The organism is Alsobacter soli, from assembly GCF_003004785.1.
GTDB lineage: Bacteria > Pseudomonadota > Alphaproteobacteria > Rhizobiales > Beijerinckiaceae > Alsobacter > Alsobacter soli.
Map to the genome: position 1 here is coordinate 15,694 of NZ_PVZS01000010.1, position 14,718 is coordinate 30,411.

At 64.5% G+C, this 14,718-nt stretch carries 11 protein-coding genes and 1 pseudogene; 8 read left to right on the top strand and 4 right to left on the bottom strand.

Features of this window, described 5'->3' with window-relative positions; translation table 11 throughout:
* Window positions 1-108: 108 nt before the first annotated feature.
* Together SLNSH_RS10630 and SLNSH_RS10635 are read left to right on the top strand one after the other, a co-directional pair.
* Window positions 109-1,167, top strand: coding sequence for a LacI family DNA-binding transcriptional regulator (locus SLNSH_RS10630; RefSeq protein ID WP_106336869.1), 1,059 nt, complete (start codon window positions 109-111; stop codon window positions 1,165-1,167).
* A gap of 9 nt (window positions 1,168-1,176) precedes the next feature.
* On the top strand, window positions 1,177-2,322 hold the full coding sequence (locus tag SLNSH_RS10635; RefSeq protein WP_106336871.1) for a CaiB/BaiF CoA transferase family protein: 1,146 nt from the start codon (window positions 1,177-1,179) through the stop codon (window positions 2,320-2,322).
* Window positions 2,323-2,394: 72 nt separating this feature from the next.
* Here SLNSH_RS10635 and SLNSH_RS10640 read toward each other — a convergent pair whose 3' ends face one another.
* Genes SLNSH_RS10640 through SLNSH_RS10650 form a run of 3 tightly spaced genes read right to left on the bottom strand, consistent with a single transcriptional unit; the run spans window position 2,395 to window position 5,905 of the window.
* A complete protein-coding gene (locus SLNSH_RS10640) occupies window positions 2,395-4,143 on the bottom strand; it encodes an acetolactate synthase catalytic subunit (protein WP_106336873.1) in 1,749 nt (582 codons plus the stop codon).
* A gap of 43 nt (window positions 4,144-4,186) precedes the next feature.
* Window positions 4,187-5,011 carry a CoA-transferase subunit beta gene (locus tag SLNSH_RS10645; RefSeq protein WP_106336875.1) on the bottom strand — a complete coding sequence of 275 codons (825 nt, stop codon included), beginning with the start codon at window positions 5,009-5,011 and terminating at the stop codon, window positions 4,187-4,189.
* Between the two features lie 3 nt (window positions 5,012-5,014).
* Window positions 5,015-5,905 carry a CoA transferase subunit A gene (locus SLNSH_RS10650; RefSeq protein ID WP_106336877.1) on the bottom strand — a complete coding sequence of 297 codons (891 nt, stop codon included), beginning with the start codon at window positions 5,903-5,905 and terminating at the stop codon, window positions 5,015-5,017.
* A gap of 178 nt (window positions 5,906-6,083) precedes the next feature.
* Between SLNSH_RS10650 and SLNSH_RS10655 the strand changes: the two genes are divergently transcribed.
* The 5 genes from SLNSH_RS10655 (at window position 6,084) to SLNSH_RS10675 (ending at window position 12,191) form a co-directional block, all read left to right on the top strand.
* Window positions 6,084-7,598 (top strand): sugar ABC transporter ATP-binding protein, encoded by a 1,515-nt coding sequence (locus tag SLNSH_RS10655; protein ID WP_106336879.1) that lies wholly within the window; start codon window positions 6,084-6,086, stop codon window positions 7,596-7,598.
* Entirely contained in the window at window positions 7,595-8,584 is a 990-nt protein-coding gene (locus SLNSH_RS10660; protein WP_210202502.1) for an ABC transporter permease, read from the top strand. The genes SLNSH_RS10655 and SLNSH_RS10660 overlap by 4 nt, the downstream gene beginning before the upstream one ends.
* A gap of 22 nt (window positions 8,585-8,606) precedes the next feature.
* Window positions 8,607-9,617 carry a substrate-binding domain-containing protein gene (locus SLNSH_RS10665; protein ID WP_106336881.1) on the top strand — a complete coding sequence of 337 codons (1,011 nt, stop codon included), beginning with the start codon at window positions 8,607-8,609 and terminating at the stop codon, window positions 9,615-9,617.
* A 116-nt stretch (window positions 9,618-9,733) separates the two neighbouring features.
* Window positions 9,734-10,750 carry a hotdog family protein gene (locus SLNSH_RS10670; RefSeq protein ID WP_106337127.1) on the top strand — a complete coding sequence of 339 codons (1,017 nt, stop codon included), beginning with the start codon at window positions 9,734-9,736 and terminating at the stop codon, window positions 10,748-10,750.
* 841 nt (window positions 10,751-11,591) lie between these two features.
* The gene (locus SLNSH_RS10675) at window positions 11,592-12,191 is read left to right on the top strand and encodes a tyrosine-type recombinase/integrase (protein WP_106336883.1); all 600 of its coding nucleotides are present in this window, start codon (window positions 11,592-11,594) and stop codon (window positions 12,189-12,191) included.
* A 2-nt stretch (window positions 12,192-12,193) separates the two neighbouring features.
* Here the strand turns inward: SLNSH_RS10675 and SLNSH_RS10680 are convergent, their stop codons facing one another.
* The gene (locus tag SLNSH_RS10680) at window positions 12,194-13,501 is read right to left on the bottom strand and encodes a virulence-associated E family protein (protein ID WP_158266741.1); all 1,308 of its coding nucleotides are present in this window, start codon (window positions 13,499-13,501) and stop codon (window positions 12,194-12,196) included.
* A 231-nt stretch (window positions 13,502-13,732) separates the two neighbouring features.
* Here SLNSH_RS10680 and SLNSH_RS10685 point away from each other — a divergent pair.
* Window positions 13,733-14,635: pseudogene (locus SLNSH_RS10685) on the top strand (ATP-binding protein); the annotation flags it as partial.
* Window positions 14,636-14,718 lie beyond the last annotated feature (83 nt).

Consider the following 14,718-nt stretch of genomic DNA (forward strand, 5'->3'; position numbering starts at 1 on the left):
CGCGGACCTGATCTGCTTGCGATGCGCGTTCTCTCCCGGTCTCTAATTGGACTTGGCTCGTCACCGCTTAGGCGCGGTCGGGCTTGGGAACGCCGAGGAGCCTGAGCTATGAACGACAGGAAGCGCGTGACAATCAAGGATGTCGCCAACGAGTGCGGCATCGCCCTGTCAACCGTCTCCAATGCCCTTGCTGGCAAGCAGCACGTCAGTGAGGAAACGCGCCAGCTCGTCAAGGAGGCCGCGGAACGCCTCGGCTATCGCGCTTCAGCCGTGGCCCGGGCGCTGCGCATGCAGCGCAGCTTCACCATCGGGGTTCTGATCGCGGATGTCGCAAACCCCGCCTTCCCGGATTTCGTACGCGGGGTCGAAGACGTCGCGATTCGCGAGAAGTGCAATCTCCTCCTCTGCAACACGGACGGAGATGAAGAGAAGCAGCTGTGGCACATGCGCGCCTTGCTCGACAGCCAAGTCGACGGCATGGTGCTCATCTCCCAGTACACGGATACGCCACGCGTGCGCGAGTTGCTCGAATCGGGCACGCCTTTCGTGCTCGTTCAGCGCCGCAGCTCGCGGCACGAGGACGACTATGTCGGATCGGACAACGTCGGAGGGATCACCCAAGCTGTTGAGCACCTAGCCGGGCTCGGCCATCGCCGCATCGGCTTCGTGCGCGGCCCTATGGGATCGACCACCGCGGCGGAACGCTTGGATGCCTACAAGGCCGCCATCCGCCGGCTTAAGCTCGATCGCGATTCCGACCTCATCTTCAACGGCGACTACAACCTGCCGACCGGCTACGACGCCGGGCTGAAGTTCCTGTCCATGGCTGACCGGCCGACCGCCATCATGGCCAGCAACGACCTGAACGCCATGGGGGTCATCGAGGCGGCCATGGAACTCGATATCGAGGTGCCTGGCGAACTTTCAGTTGTTGGCCTCGACGATATCCAACTGGCCTCCTTTCGCCGCATCGACCTCACGACCATCCATCTGCAGAAGCGGGCCATGGGCGCGGCGGCGGCCGAGATGCTGATGAAGCGCATCCGCAACCGCAGACCGTCACCGGCCCGGGAGCAGATCTTCCCGACGGGCCTCGTGGTCCGTGGATCGACAGCCCGCGCTCCCCAGTTGGGCGCAGGGTCCAAACGCAAGAAAGAAACTGTGTAGGGGAGGAGCATGGCGGGTTCGCTGGAGGGCATCAAGGTCCTGGATTTGTCGCGCTTTATTGCCGGTCCCATGTGCGGGATGCTGCTGGGGGACATGGGCGCCGACGTCGTCAAAGTGGAGCGAGCCGGCAAAGGCGAAGACGCCCGGGTGATCGCGCCCAAGGTCGGAGGCGAGAGCCTCTACGTGATGATGTACAACCGTAACAAGCGCAGCCTGGAGCTCGATTACCGGAGCGCTGAGGGGCAGCAGCTCCTGCGTGACCTCGCCTCGAAGGCGGACATCCTCATCGAGAATTTCCGGCCAGGCACCTTGGAGAAGATGGGGTGCAGCTATGAGGAACTCGCCGCCCTCAACCCGCGCCTGATCGTGATTCGCATCTCCGGTTTCGGCCAGACCGGACCGCACGCCCAGCGTCCCTGCTTCGATGTGATCGCCCAAGCGATGAGCGGGTTGATGGAGATCACCGGCGAGGCGGGTGGGCAGCCCGTTCCATCCGGCGCCTTCGTGGTGGACCAGGTTACGGGCCTCTACGCGACCGTCGGCGCGCTCGGCGCGCTGCACGCGCGGCAGAGCACAGGGCGGGGGCAGGTGGTCGACGCGGCGCTTCTAGACAGCGCGGTGACTCTCCTCCTGACGGCCATCCCGGAATACGCCCTGTTCGGAAATCAGGCCACGCGAAAAGGCGCGCGCGATCGCTACTCTGCACCTGCCAACAATTATCGCTGCAAGGACGACCGCTGGGTTCACTTCAACGCGGGGAACGACGCGCTCTTCCCGCGGCTGTGTAAAGCCGCCGGACTGGACCATCTGCTCGCCGACAAGCGGTTCAACACGCATGCGGCGCGCATGGCGAACGCCGACGCGATCGAGACGATCGTGGCCGGCTGGGCCGCGCAACACGACTCGGATGTAGTCGTCGAGATCCTCGCCCGGGCCGAGGTGCCCTGCGGCAAGGTCGCCACCATCGCGGAAGTGGCCTCCAATCCGCAACTCCGCCATCGGGACCAGATCGTGGATATCGAGTACCCCAGCGTCGGGAAGGTGCCCATGCACGGCGTTACGGTGAAGCTGTCAGAGACCGCCAACAGCATCCGGCGGCGCGCGCCGCGCATCGGCGAGCATACCGCCGAGGTGTTGGCGGACTGGCTGGGCTGAGTTGTCTCCGAAGCCGAACGACAAAGGGGCGCCGGTAAGCGCCCCTTTTCGTATTCGCGTCCGCCGCCTCGGTCAGACCTCCAGGGCGGGGCTACCGTCGAAGCTGGTGATGGGCGGATAGGCCTTCGGGTCCGTCACGACGTCCAGCACCGTGGTTCCGGGCCGGTCGAAGGCTTCTCGCAGGGCGCCCGCGATTCGGCCTGCTTCGTCGATACGCTCGCCGTGGCAGCCGCAGGCGCGGGCAATGGCCGCGTGGTCAACGGGCTCGAAATCGACCACATCCGTATGGTCGCCGAAGATCACGTCCTCGGCGTGCTTCTGATAGCCGAGGATCTGGTTGTTCAGCACCGCAACGACCACATTGAGCTTCATCCGGCGGGCTGTTTCAAGCTCCGACCAGACATGGGCGAAGCCTCCGTCGCCAGACAGGCAGAAAACGCGCGCGCCAGGTCGCGCGACTTTGGCGCCAAGCGCAAACGGCAGGCCCCAGCCCAGGCCCGCGAGGCCGCGGGGAGTGATGAAACGCATGCCGGGTCGGCGGGCTCGCAGGTAGTTGGCGACCCAGATCGAGGAGTAGCTGGCGTCGGCCACCACCACGTCGTCGTCGCGCAGTTGAGCATCAAGCTCCGACATCAGCCGTTCGGGCCGAATAGGCGCGGCATCCGAGCACATCTGCGCGGCGCTTTCGTTACGCCAGGACTGGCGGCCGGCCGCGATCTGGCGCTCCAGGACCGGCCGCGCTTCGCGACGACGCGACAGGTCTCGCTGGCTCAAGGCCTGGGTTAGCGCGTCAAGCGTCAGCTTGGCGTCTCCCACCAGGCGCAGGGCTTCGTAGTTACGTCCGACCTCCATCCCGTCAACGTCGAGGTGGATGATCGTGGCGCCTTCGGGCAGCAGGCTCCAAGAATCGGTACCGTTCTGGTTGGTGCGGTTGCCCACCAGCAGGATCACGTCGGCCTCGCTCACCTGGTCCCGCAGATGGCGGGCGACGCCGCGCGTGCCCATGAAATAGCCGACCACGCCCACCGACAGGGGATGGTCCTCGCCGACCCCGCCCTTGCCCATGGCCGTCGTGGCGACGGGAAGGCTCGCCTGCTCTTGCAGGTTCGCGAGAGCGTCCTGGGCGCCTGAGAGGTGGACGCCCCCGCCGGCGATCACGAGCGGTCGCCTCGCGCTGGCGAGCAGGTCCGCCGCTTCGGCCACGCGGGCAGGGTCCGCCACGGTGCGGTCGAGTGGGAAGCGACCAAGCGCTACAGATCGGCGAGACGCGGCGTCGGACGGCATGTCGACGAAAAGGTCGATCGGGCACAGCAGCACGGCCGGGCCCATCCGTCCGGTCGCGGCCGCGGTGAACGCCATGTCAACATAGTCGTCGATGCGGTCCACCTCCGTGACGCGCCGGACCCACTTGGCGCAGCCCTTGAAAAGCTCGATGTGGTCGAGATCCTGAAAGGCGTTCTTGTCCGTCTGCTTGCGATGGACGTCTTGGACAATGGCTACCATCGGCACGGAGGCCTTCAGCGCCTCAGCGAGGCCGGCGACGAGCAGCGTCGCGGCGGGGCCGTTCTGGGCTGTGACGACTCCCACCCGGCCCGATACGCGGGCGTAGGCGTCGGCCATTACTGCGCCGGCGTTTTCGGTCCGGTACCCGATCTGGCGAATGCCGAACTGAGGCGCGACGAGATGCAGGGCGGACGGGATGCTTTGGCCGAACACAGCCTCCACACCATGGCGGCGAAGCGCTGCCGCCATGACGTGGGCGCCGGATCCGTTGGCGATGCGCAGGCCGCGCGCGCGTTGCGCTTCATGCTGGGACGACATCAAGGTTTCCTCCTCGTGGCTGGCGTTGGGCGCCGCGTTCGGTTCAGACCCGCATCATCACGCCGCTCGGGTCGATGACCTCGCGCAGGAGGCTCAACTCCTCATAAGTCGGCGCCTGGGTGACCGGGATGTCCCCTTGCGGGAGCGCGGGCTCGAAGCCCATGCGCGAGAGTACGTCTTCGGCGGAAACGCCGGGGTGCAGCGAGCGAAGGCGCATCGCGCCCTCGGCTCCAAAGTCGAACACGGCCTTGTCGGTCACCACAAGGGCGGGCCCGGGACCGGGCAGGCCGAACTCGCTGCGCGGCGTCCCCCGCACGCGGTGGCCGACGCTGGTCACGAAGTCCACCTGCTCAACGAAGGTGCGGCGGTCGAGATCGACCACGATGATGGGCTTGCGCACGAAGGCGAGGTGCTCGGGCTGCGCCAGGCATCCGACCAATCTGACGCTCGGCTGGGCGTATTCGCCGATTGCCGTGATGTTCAGGTTGCCGTAGCGATCGACCTGCGCGGCGGATTCAAACGACACGTCGAAGCGGCTGCGGGCGAGCATGTCGCATTTGAAGCCGGTGTCGGCGGGGCATGCGGCAGCCTGCCAGCGAGTTAGGCTGTCCTGGCGCAGGTTATCCGGCATTCTGGAGAGGTCTGGGTCCAGAAGATTGCCCCAGTAGACGGTGGCCCCGGGCGCTTGCCTCAGTTGGGCGAGGCGGGCGGCGGTGAGCGGAATGCCGACCGCCAGCGTGAACGCGCGGCCGTTGGTGCCCACGCCGACAAAGATCAGGTCGTCATCGCGAATCTCGCGGGCGATGACGCAGGCAGCGAGTTCGTTGACGGTGAAGCCGGAGGGACCGGTGGCGATTGATGCGCTCATGCGTCAGCCCTGCTGAACGGAAAGGGAGGGGAGGCGCGCAGCGGCGCCGCTGGCCTGGAGGTATTCGTCGTGCGTCCGAGGGGTGCGGACGTAGCGGTCGAGGTAGGAGCCCATGGAATCTGGAGTCTTGGCGTGATCGAGGTAGAGCCGTAGGTGCTCTTCGTCTTCGTCGTAGAGGGAATCACAGGCGACCGGGTGGGCGCCGTGTGGAACCTCGACGATGGCCTCGACCCATTGACCCGGGATGTAGGTGAGGGTCGGCTGCGCCTTGACCTGCTCGTGAGGAATGATCTTTTCGACAGTCACGATGAGGCGCCGAGCCCCGCTCGCCATAAGTTGGTCGATGTCGTCGCTGTCGCGCACCACGGGCCACTGGACGTTGCCATACCGGTCGCCCGCATAGCCATGGATGATGGTGAAGTCCGCTTCGGCGGCAGCCACGGCGTGTAGCTTGTCGCCCGTGAACGGGCAGGCCATGGGCCGGATCTGCTCCGGGTTGCGGGTGGCCATGTCGGAACCAAGCAGCGACCGGACCGGCATGAAGGCCAGCCCCGCTGCCGCGGCGCGGAACCGGGCCACGATGGCGCACTCCGAAAAATCGCGCACGGTGATGGCGCCGCTCTGGACTCCGCGCCGGAAGTTGGGCGCGAGGCCGTGGCTGAACATGCCGGCATAGATGCCCTCCCAGCGCCGGACGGCTCCGGCGGCGGCCAACATGTCCGTCGCCGTCGTCGTCGCCCAGGTCAGCAACGTCAGGTCCTTCACGCCGCGGCGAATGAGTTCACGGACGGCGGCGTTGGGCTGGCGCCGCAGCAGGCTTCCGCCAATCGCCAGCGTCGCTCCGGATTGCACAGGGGCCAGTGCGGCTTCGAGAGAAACAAGCTTGTTCTTCATGGCGGCTCCCGACAGGGGTGGGGCGCGCGACGCCCCTGAGATTTCCGATTGATTCGCCGCCTTGCTTTTTCGGCTTGCGCGGATCGTACAAAAACGTTTTTATATCGGTCACGCGCCGCGCCACAAGCCTGAAAATCAGAGCGCGCCTGCATGAAAGCAGATGTCGTGGGAGGAATGATTGGCCGCTGGCCCGCCCTTTCTTGAAGCGCGCAATATCGGAAAGCGATTTCCGGGCGTTGTTGCGCTCGACCAAGTGTCCATTTCCGTCGAACGTGGGCAAATTCATGCGCTGATCGGAGAGAACGGCGCTGGCAAGTCCACGCTGATGAAGATCCTGGACGGCATCTACAAGCCGGACGAGGGCGAGATCTTGCTGGATGGCAAGGCCGTCGTGGTCGCCAGCCCCTTCATCGCGCTTGGCCTGGGTATCAGCATGGTGCACCAGGAGCCCAAGCTGTGCGATCCTCTATCTATCTCAGAAAACGTTTTTATGGGAAGGCTGCCCCGGACATCGTGGGGCCGCGTGGACTGGGCCAAGGCTAACGCCCAATGTGAGAAGCTGCTTGCGCGCGTGGGCCTGCGCCTGGATCCCCGCATGCCTGTCGAAGCGCTCTCGATCGCACAGCGCCAGCTGATCCAGCTCGCCAAGGCGCTGGCGTTCGATGCGCGGCTGATCATACTCGATGAACCAACCGCAAGCCTGACGCCTGTGGAGGTGGACCGCCTTTTCGCAATCGTCCAGGCGCTGCAGGCGGAGGGGGTCAGCTTCCTCTATATCTCGCACCATCTGGACGAGATCTTCCGCATCGCATCGCGCGTCACGGTGCTCAAGGACGGCCGGAAGGTGTCGACGATATCGGTCGCCGAGACCAACAAGGACGCGCTCATCGGCTTGATGGTTGGCCGCGACCTCGGCGAACGCTTCCCGGAGAAGGGGCGGGCGCCCGGCAGGCCGGTGCTGGAGGCGCAGGACATCTCGGGCAAGGGCTTTCGAGACGCCAGCCTCACCCTGCGCGCGGGCGAGATCGTCGGCCTCTCCGGTCTTGTCGGCGCGGGCCGCACTGAGCTCGCCCGGGCGCTGTTTGGGGCCGATCCTATCGCCCGAGGGCGCATCCTGATTGACGGCCATGTCGTCTCGCTGCGCAGCCCGGCAGACGCCATCCGTCGGGGCGTGGCCTATATCGCAGAAGATCGGCGCGACGGCCTGTTCATGCCGCTGTCGGTGCGCGAGAACATTGCGCTCGCCGCGCCCGAGAAGCACAGCCGTCTCGGCGTGCTCGAACCTCGCAAGCAGGCGCAGCAAGCGCGTTCGTTCATTGGTCGCCTCAACGTTCGCACGCCCCACTCCGAGCAGCGGATCGCCTTGCTCAGCGGTGGCAACCAACAGAAGTGCATCCTCGCCCGCTGGCTCCTGAAGGGCGTCCGTGTCCTCATTCTCGACGAGCCGACGCGCGGCATCGACGTTGGCGCCAAGCGCGAGATCTACGCGCTCGTCGACCAGCTCGCCCGTGAGGGCATGGCGGTCCTGCTCATCTCATCCGAACTGCCTGAAATATTGGGCATGGCCGACCGCGTTCTCGTGATGAGCGGCGGGCGCATCACGGGCGAGGTAGAAGGCCAACGTGCCACCGAGGAGCGCCTGCTCGCCCTCGCCCTGCCTACTGAATCTCCGAAGCAAGAGCTGCACGCATGACCGACACCGCCATCACGGAAAGCGCGAGCGCTTCCACGTCCGCGAAGCCCGGCCACGGCGGCGCCATGGGCTTCCTGGTTCGCTATAGCAACGTGCTCGCGCTCGTACTGCTGTTGGTCGCGGCGAGTCTGCTGTCGCCATATTTCCTGTCCTCTCGAAACATCCTGAACGTCCTGCGCGGGGCCACGATGATCGGCCTCGTGAGCATCGGGATGACCTTCGTCATCCTGAACAGGGGCATCGACCTTTCCGCCGGCTCGATTGTCGGGCTATCGGCCGCCCTGATGGCTGCATTCGCGCCTTATGGGGTGGGCGTGGCTGCGCTCGTTGGCGTCGCCGCAGGCGTCGCCGTGGGTGTCGCGAACGGCCTGCTCATCACTCGCCTAAGGCTGCAGCCATTCATTGCGACGCTGAGCACGATGATCTTCGTGCGGGGTCTCGTCTACATCTACACGGAAGGAAGCAACATCATCGTCCGGGACGCCTCGGCCGCCTTCTCCTATCTCGGCTCGGGCTTCCTCGGCCCGGTACCGTTCCCGGTCGTCCTGTTCGCGATCGTCTGGCTGATCGCCGCGCTGACGCTGCGCTACACCGTTTTCGGTCGAACGATTTACGCGGTGGGCGCCAACGAGGAAGCGGCGCGGCTCTCGGGTATCGCCGTCGAGCGCAACAAGGTGCAGGTCTATACCGTCAGCGGGCTCCTGGCCGGCCTGGCCGGTGTGGTCCTGGCAAGCCGGTTGACCGTGGGCGAGCCAAACGCTGGCACGCTCTACGAGCTCGACGCCATCGCCGCCACTCTGATCGGCGGCACCACATTCGACGGCGGCGTGGGCGGAGTCGGGGGCACGGTGCTCGGCGTGCTGATCCTGGCCTTCCTGTCGAACGTGCTCAACCTGCTGAACGTGTCCCCCTACTCACAAATGCTGCTGAAGGGCGTGATCATCGTCCTGGCCGTGGTCATGAGCGAATGGAGAAAGCGGCGCTGAAGCCCGCATTGGAGGAGGAACGATGACTCAAGACACCTTTGGGCGAGGGAGCCGCCGAGAAATCCTGAAGTGGGGCGCTGGCGCAGCGGCTTTCGCCACCGCTCCCGCGATCTGGGGAAGCCAGTCATTCGCCCAGGCGGTTCAGGGCAAGACCGTTGGATTCACCATGTCCTTTTCCAACACGGAGTGGATCAAGCAGCAGCAGGCGGGCGTTGAAGAGACGGCTAAGAAGTACGGCCTCAAGACCGTGGTTTATGACGCCAATGATCAGCCGGCCAAGCAGATCCGCGACATAGAAGACCTCATTGTCCGCAACGTGGACGTGATCATCATTTCCACCTACTACGCCGAGGCGATCACGCCGGCCGTGAAGCAGATCAACGAGGCCAAGATCCCGATCGTGGTGCTCAGCTCTCCCCTCGCCGGCAGCGTGGACTACGCCTGTCACTTGGCGACGGACACCCTGGCGACCTCGCGCTCGGCGGGCGAGTATTACGTGAAGAAGCTCGGCGGCAAGGGTATGGTGGCCCAGATTGAGGGCAAGCCGGGGTCGGTCATCAATCAGCAGCGCGGCAAAGGCTGGCGCGAGGTGATTGACCAAAACCCGGGCATCAAAGTCGTAGGCCACATCGTCGCCAACTACGACCGCACGCAGGCAATCAAGGGCATGGAGGACATGCTCCAGGCCAACAAGCAGATCGATGCGGTCTACTGCCACAACGACGACATGGCGCTCGGAGCCGTGCGCGCCGCCAAAGAGGCGGGCCGCAAGGATCAGATCTGGTTCACGGGCTACGACGGGCTCACCGTGGAAGCGTTGGAAGGCATCTACAAGGGTGATCTTGAGGCCGTTTGGGAATACCTGCCCTTTGGCGCCGAAGGCGTCGAGGCAGCCGTGCAGATCCTTCGCGGCAAGCCGATCAAGAAGACCATCGCTTTCGAGTCGCCGCTCATCACCAAGGCGAACGTAACCGATTGGTATGACCCGGAGAGCCGCAAGAGAAAAGTCCTGCCCTCCCGCTTGACCTTCTGAGCTCCCCGCCCTGACCCGGCCAGGCACGAGCCTGGCCGGGCTCTCACCTGCTCTCGCCGGCCGGAAGAGCCGCCGACCGCTCCCCTCGATCTAGCAAGACGACCCAGGACATGACGATGACCCAGTCGACCGCATCCGCCCCGGAACCCTGGCGCGACCTCACCGACCCTCGCAAGGCCGCCACCGTGGAGGACCTCGAGGCGGGCCTGAAGGAGCCGGTATTTGAGAACCTCGAAATTCCCGAGGAACTCGGTCCGGTTACGATTGTGGTTGACGACCACAAGATCAAGCGCTTCGCCTTCACTCAGGACGATTACGGCGATTGGTATTTCAAGGGTGGAAGCCCGTTTGGCGGAGCCCGCATCGGCCAGCCAGCCCTGCTGGGCAACGACCTCGTCCAACTCTTCACGACGCGCTATCGGGCGAGCAAGACAGTGGGCTTCCACACTGAGGAGCAGATCTGGTTCGATAGCCCGGTGAAGCTCGGTGAGCTGGTCACGCTCTCAGGCAAGTACGTAGAAGCCTATGAGCGCCGCGGTCAGGGGTACGTCGTCATGGAAGCCCAGGCCACCGGCGAGGACGGCCGCAGCATCATCCGTCACCGAGGCGTCGAGATCCTCCGCACCGTACCAGGCCTCATCGCCGGCCGCGGCAGCAGCGAAACGCCAGAGCGCAGAGTAACTGGCGAGGCCCCGGCGAACGCGCGCCGGATTGAGAGGGCGGAGGCCGATTTGGCGGTCGGCGACGTACTGGCGCCCCTGCGCAAGGAATTCACCGCCGAGCAGACCTCCGTGTTTTCGCGCGTCGGTGAATACGTCCGAAATACGCATAACGACCTCGAGATCGCCCGCAAAGGCAAGCTGCCCACCCTCATCGTGCAGGGGCAGCAGCAGTATGGGGCTGCAGCTGAGCTCCTTGCGCGCGCCTTTGGCGCGAAATGGTTCACCAAGGGCTGGCTGAAGATGAAGTTTATCAACACGTTGCAGGTGTTTGACCCTGTGTCTTTCTCCGGCGTCGTTACGTCAATCACCCATCAGCCCGCTGGGTCTCGTCTCGTAGAACTCGATGTCTGGGCCCGGCGTGAGTCAGATGGAAAGCTGACGGCCGTCGGTTGGGCCTCGTGCCAGATCTAGATTAGCCTGATCGTGCGGGAACGCCCCGCCAAGAGGGCGACGCCGCGACAGAGTAAGGGGTGTACGACAAGGTCACGGAACTCACCTCTCGCTCCCTATTGCAAGTGCTCCTTCGGCGGGGGTCGTGAGCTCGCAGTCGCACGTCCTTCATTTCAGCCAAGAAGGAGCGATCGAGATGATTGACGCTTTGCGCGCCATGCCGGGTGAACGATTGAGCTTGTTCGAAGGCTACGTGGACGCCGATGATCGGGCTCGCACTTGTCGAACAACCGCGGAAGCAATTATTCGATACTCGCGACAGCCAGGTGGACGCAAACGTTCCAGCGACTTCCTGCTCTTCAGGGCGATGGCCGTGGGATTCGCTCCTCGGTCGGGTTGCTGACGATCTTTGGCCGGGAGGTCCTGCACGCTCGTTCATTCCTCTCGTGTCACCGTTGCGCCTCTAGCGACTACGGCAAGCGCAGGCCAGCAAGCCGCTTAAATCTGAGCCAACAGGGCCGAAGGGGACTCTCTCAACGTCAGCTAAGGGTCAAGTCCAGCCGGGCAAGCCACTCAAACTCAAGGTCCGAGTTGGGTCGAGTGCAGGCATTGGAGCGGACCGAGGCCAAGAGCCGCTCAGGGTCGCGAATGTCTTTCAGTCTCCCGACCCCAGGCAACTTCGAATCGAGACCGGCAATCGGGATAACGAGGGACCGTTCTAATCTGGCCCGATCACAGCGCGAACGTTCCGGAGCCTGCCCCAATTTTCAGCCTTGCTGACTTCAGGCGAGGCGGTCAGCATTGTTTACAAGTATCTATAAGGGTTTATTTTCTTATTGTGTTCGTAAACTGGATTTGTTCAATGCCCAGGCAGGTGGGTACGACCGGTCGCGCGGCGATCGTCCCAAGAAGCGAGTTCGAACGGCTCCTTGTCGCCATTAAGTGTCGGACCTATCCAGCCCGCGATCGCGCCATAGCTTGCGTCAGCTTCTATCTAGGTCTGCGAGCGAAGGAGATCGCAGCTCTCAGGCTCGACGACATTTACACCAGAGATGGCGAGGTCCGCGCGGTGCTGCACCTGCGGCCTGCTTACAGCAAGAAGGGGCGCATGCGCGACGTCTACATGTCGTCTGAACAGTTGCGTTCTGCGCTCTCGAGCTATCGTCTGGTTCGGCAGGCTGCGTCTTGGTCCGAGCCGCTATTCCCGACCCGAACCGGGCGGCATTTCACGCCCAATGGAATGGTTCAGCTCTTTCGCGATATGTACGCCCAAGCAGGGATCGAGGGGGCGTCCTCGCACTCTGGTAGACGCACGATGATCACCCGCCTGGCCGAAATGGGGGTGGACCTCAAGGCGATCGCCACGCTGGCGGGACACGCCAGCATCGCGACCACGTGCATCTATGTAGAGAATAATCCCGCTCGACTGGCCCGCATCATGGGCCAGGTCGATTTCGACTGAGCTCAGTTGACCGAATTCGATGGGCTCACACCCACTTCGCACAGCATACGATCGAGCTTGTTGGAGAAGAACCCATCCGACAGGACCTCACCCCTGCTGTGCGGGATGACAAGAGCATCGGGTGCGCCGACACGCGTGTAATAGCGTGTTCCGTCTGACTTGCCCCGGTGCCAACCGTTCGCTTTCAGATGTTTGCTGACGCGGAGCTTGTCAGATTGGCGGATGTACGCCCGCTTCACGTCAAGCGCATCGCTCAGCACGTCATCCACGGTCACTCGATGTTTGCCGACGAGATATTCGTCGATCGCCTGCGACCAGGGATCCGCTGCATAGCGCTGTTTCTGCTCTCCGCGCGCCAGCGCTTCCTCCGCCTCCGTCAGATGCCACTGATTGCCAGCCTTGTACAACGCCAAGGCCTCAGCCCAGAGCTGATCGCGATCAGCCGCGAGGGCCACGAGATCAACCTTGTTGCAGGCGACCGGCCAGAAGCGACGAGCGCCTGTTGCATCTCTGAGATACTCGTCCGAGTTCGTTGTACCAATGAAAACGCACTGCCGCGGCACCTTCTCCGCCGTGCGGCCGTAAACAGGGCGGTAGTCGTCAACTGCACGGGAGAGGAAGCCCTTGCTGTCGCCATCGTTCGCTCGCGCGAGGACCGACAGCTCCGCCATCTCTATAATGAACTTGCCTCTCAGCTGGATTGCAGCGTCCCTTTCGTTCAGCTTGGGAGGCATAGAGTCCGTGAACCAGTCCTCACCGGCCAGGACCTTGATCGCGGTGCTCTTGCCGATTCCTTGGTCGCCCTCGAGGATGAGCATGGTATCGACCTTGCAGCCGGGCTCCATGATTCTAGCCACTGCGCTGATCAAGAATTTGCGCCCAACCGCGGCGACATAAGGGGAGTGCTCGGCACCAAAGTAGGTGGAGAGCCAAGCGCTCGTGCGCTCTCGGCCATCCCAGACCAGGCCCTTGAGGTACTCGCGAACCGGGTGAACCGGATTTGCCCGAGCGACGACGAGAGCAGCTTCAGCCACGGCATTCGGCTGCACATCAAGACCAAGCCGCTGCACAGCGACTGTCAGGCACAACCGATTGTGCTCGGTCCATTGCCTGTCGATCGCGGTCCAGGGCGGATCGCGGGTGAGGACCACGGCCTGGTTGAACTCGTCGAAAGCAAGCAACCCTACCAGCTCAGGGCACTCAAGCAGCGCAATGTAAGCGTTGGCCAAAACAGACCTAAGGGGCTGCGCATCTTTGCGATTGGACCGCAGCAACTTGTCTTTCCACTCTTCAGAAACAAGGTCTTCCACGATGTCCTCCCGTAGTGAGCAGGAGGGTAAATGAACTTGCTTGCCGTGACTTGCAAGAGGCTGATGCATGCACAGGTGACGGGCCGACCCGTTGCAAATTCGCAGCTACAACCCTTTGAAATCACTACGAAAGAATGTTGTCAATCTTGCCGGTCTAAATTCAGCGGGGAGCGGACCGGCGGGCAACCCGTTCAGAAGCTACCGTTGAGGTGCTCTAACTCTTGTTTAACCGGCCACAATATCCTGATGTGCGGGCCGCCGGGGGCAGGCAAGTCCATGCTGGCCGCGCGGCTGCCGTCCATCCTGCCGCCGCTGCTGCCGCAGGAGCTGCTGGAGGTCTCCATGATCCAGTCGGTGGGCGGGCTGCTCGCCGGCGGCGCGCTGACGGACCGGCGGCCGTTCCGGGCGCCGCACCACTCGGCCTCCATGGCCGCCCTGGTGGGCGGGGGCATCAACGCCCGGCCGGGGGAGGTCTCGCTGGCGCACCACGGCGTGCTGTTCCTGGACGAGCTGCCCGAGTTCCAGCCGCAGGTGCTGGACAGCCTGCGCCAGCCGCTGGAGACGGGCGAGGTCGCCATCGCGCGCGCCAACCGGCGGGTCACCTACCCGGCCCGGTTCCAGCTGGTGGCGGCCATGAACCCGTGCCGCTGCGGGCGCGCCGCCGAGCCCGGCTACGCGTGCAAGCGCGCGCCCAACGCCCAGTGCATGGCGCAATACCAGGCGCGCCTCTCCGGCCCGCTGCTGGACCGCATCGACCTGCAGATCGACGTGCCCGCCGTGAGCGCGGCGGACCTGATGCTGCCGCCCCCGGCGGAGGGCTCGGCCGAAGCAGCCGCCCGGGTGGCGCGGGCGCGCGCCGTGCAGCAGCAACGCTACGCGGCGCTGGGGGCGGCGGGCGTGTCCACCAACGCGGCGTGCCCGGCGGGGCTCGTCAACGACGTCGCCCAGCCGGACGCGGCGGGCCTGAAGGTGCTGCGCGAGGCCGCGGACGCCATGCGGCTCACCGCCCGCGGCTTCCACCGCGTGCTGAAGCTCGCCCGCACGCTGGCCGACCTCGACGGAGACACGAAGGTTGGCCGCATTCATGTCGCGGAGGCGCTGTCCTACCGCAGCCGGGAGGTGGCGGACGGGTAAGCGCGGGACGTCCCCTGCACTTTCCGCGTTCAGGCCAACCCTTTTTCAATTCCTCGGCGCCATGGTGCGGGGGTGAGGGGTTG